Source organism: Patescibacteria group bacterium (assembly GCA_020148145.1).
Taxonomy (GTDB): domain Bacteria; phylum Patescibacteriota; class Minisyncoccia; order Minisyncoccales; family JAHCRE01; genus JAHCRE01.
Genome location: JAHCRE010000002.1, coordinates 1 through 2,011, shown reverse-complemented (window position 1 = coordinate 2,011; position 2,011 = coordinate 1). Strand labels below are relative to the sequence as shown.

The 2,011-nt window shown below is 31.9% G+C and carries 2 protein-coding genes; both read left to right on the top strand.

Translation table 11 applies throughout. From position 1 onward, the window contains the following. Positions 1-175 precede the first annotated feature (175 nt). Positions 176-1,285 carry a hypothetical protein gene (locus KJA15_00025; GenBank protein MBZ9571721.1) on the top strand — a complete coding sequence of 370 codons (1,110 nt, stop codon included), beginning with the start codon at positions 176-178 and terminating at the stop codon, positions 1,283-1,285. Between the two features lie 16 nt (positions 1,286-1,301). Then, the gene (locus KJA15_00020; GenBank protein ID MBZ9571720.1) at positions 1,302-1,484 is read left to right on the top strand and encodes a hypothetical protein; all 183 of its coding nucleotides are present in this window, start codon (positions 1,302-1,304) and stop codon (positions 1,482-1,484) included. Positions 1,485-2,011 lie beyond the last annotated feature (527 nt).

Sequence of the window (2,011 nt, the reverse complement as noted above, 5' to 3'; positions counted from 1 at the left end):
TTCTTCCTTAATTTCTTAATGATATTTTTTGTAAAACGTTCAACAATTTCCATTTTATCCATCTGGCATTCCATCCCATGAATGAAGATGGAAAAAGGGATTAAAAAATAATCAGGTCATCTACTGTAATCATGAAAACATTTATTTAGTTTAAATATGTTAGAAAAATGTAATTATGTCTTATAATGATCGAATTGAATTGTATAAACAAATCGAAAAACTTCGTAAAAAGCCATTAATTTCCTTTATTACAAGCTCACGCATCAATGCCGCTGCAGTAATGGCATCAGATGTAATACCAGAATTTACTAAACAAATAAATGAGATTCCAAAAACAAAGAAAGAAATAGATATTTTAATTATCAGCAGAGGTGGAGATCCCACCGTATCTTGGCGAATCATTAGTATATTAAGAGAAAGATTTGATAAGATTGGTGTATTATTGCCATATGAGGCATATAGTGCTGCAACTTTGTTAGCGTTGGGTGCAGATGAAATTATTATGCATCCTTTTTCCAATCTTGGTCCTGTTGATCCTCAACTAGTCTCAATAAAGGAGTCACCGGGAAAGCCCGGTCAAAAGGAAAAGATTCTATTTGGATCTGAAGATTTAAGACATTTTCTAGATTTTGTACGTACAGACGTTGGAATAACGGACCAGGAACAAATGGAAAAAGCTTTTGAATTTATATGTAGAGATGTAGGCTCTATTCAGATTGGAGTAGCAAAAAAAAGCTCTTATTTAGCACTTTCTATGGGTGAAAAATTATTAAACCTGCATATGGAAGATAGTAGTAAAGCAAAAGCAATTGCTGAGGCTTTAAATAAATCATTTTATCATCATGGTTATCCTGTTGGAAGAAAAGAAGCTAAAGAAATTGGATTGCCAATAAAGGACCCGGAAGAGAAACTTGAAAAGTTGATGTGGCAAATTTGGGAAAATATTGAAAAAGAAATGGAATGCAATAAACCATTTAACCCCCTGGAGATAGTATTGAGTAATACAACAACCTCTCAACTAGTTGGACCAGTGCCCCAGGCTCAAATACCTGCAAATTTACCACCACAAGTTTTACAACAGGCAATTAATCAAGTTATGCAACAGATAAACATTATTCAAATACCACCAGTTGATTATGAACTATTTCAGGCAACTTTAGAAAGTATAAGTTGTAGAAGTGAATTTAGAACAAAAGGAAAAATAACTGCTACAAGAAGACCTGATATGACTATTGCAACAAACACCATAAAAACATCTCAAAAGTGGGAATTTACTAAAAATTAAATGAAAAAAGGATGAGATGATGAATTTAGATATCTATATCTCTAGTAATGAAGATGCGATGTTAAAGTCAATAGGTCCTTTTAGAATTGTTTCATCAGATGAATCTTTCTCTGGCCCAGGTTTCCCTCAAAAAAGAGAGGTAGGAACTTCTAATATTTTTGGGGAAATAGAAACATACGGCGAACAGCTCATAATATAACATGACCAATCCAAGAAATATAGTTCTGATGATTATAGACAGTTTTTCTCCTTAGAAATTCTAATCATAGCCTTTTGATTGGGGGTTAAGATTACAATCCAAAAATTTGTCTAAGCATCGGAAATGCATTTGGAAAATGATCTAAAAACCTAATAAACAATGAATTGTGCTATACAGGCATTTTTCCTCCAGTATTCCTCAATAAATTTATACTTAAATGGGAGGAAGTCATTAATTTTCTAGCAACATTTATATATATCCATGGCCAATAATGGCCTGAGGGAATTGAAATGAAAACCAAAAAACCATTATCTCTTCCATATGCCAGAATGTATTTTGTTTTTGTGAAATGGTTTTTATGTAAAAATAGTTTGTGTAAAAATTAATGTCTCTTGCCTATTTAAAGTACCACCTAAGCTTCAAAAATAATATTTATCATATGGCTTCATTATTGTCTTATTTTTTTCTTATGAAATCGAGATATGTTATAGAGATCTTGATAAATTTCAGGTCTAATATCTCTCAGT